Raw genomic sequence first — 532 nt, 5'->3', positions numbered from 1 at the left:
CCGTCCGGCTCGACCTGGCAGAACCTGTACTGCGACACCCAGGACATGGCCGCGACCGGGGCGCAGACCAAGTACCCCATCAAGGTCGGCTCGGACATCCCCTCGCTCAACGACGTGTCGGTCCAGGGCTTCCCGCTGTTCGACACCAGCGTGCCGGACATCTACAAGGAGCAGATCTGGAAGCAGGACTTCGAGAAGAACGGTCCTGCCGCCCTGAACATGTTCTGGCTGTCCAACGACCACACCGGTGGTCCGGCCAACTCGGCCGCTCAGGTCGCGGACAACGACCTCGCCGTCGGCCGGATGGTGGACGAGATCTCGCACAGCAAGTACTGGAAGGACTCGGCGATCTTCATCGTCGAGGACGACTCCCAGGCCGGCCAGGACCACGTCGACGGCCACCGTGCGCCGGTCCAGATCATCAGCCCGTACGCCAACCACGGCGTCGTCGACAGCCACTACTACTCGCAGGTCACCGTGGTCCGCACCATCGAGCAGATCCTCGGGATCCACCCGATGAACCAGATGGACA

1 protein-coding gene is annotated in these 532 nt (G+C 64.3%); it reads left to right on the top strand.

Annotated features, from left to right (window positions below; translation table 11 throughout):
• Positions 1-532: alkaline phosphatase family protein (locus IEZ19_RS50175; protein ID WP_308429119.1), on the top strand; the 532-nt coding region annotated here is incomplete at both ends.

This window comes from Streptomyces brasiliensis (genome assembly GCF_014647875.1).
Classification (GTDB): Bacteria; Actinomycetota; Actinomycetes; order Streptomycetales; family Streptomycetaceae; genus Streptomyces; species Streptomyces brasiliensis.
This window is presented reverse-complemented; position numbering and strand designations above follow the sequence as displayed.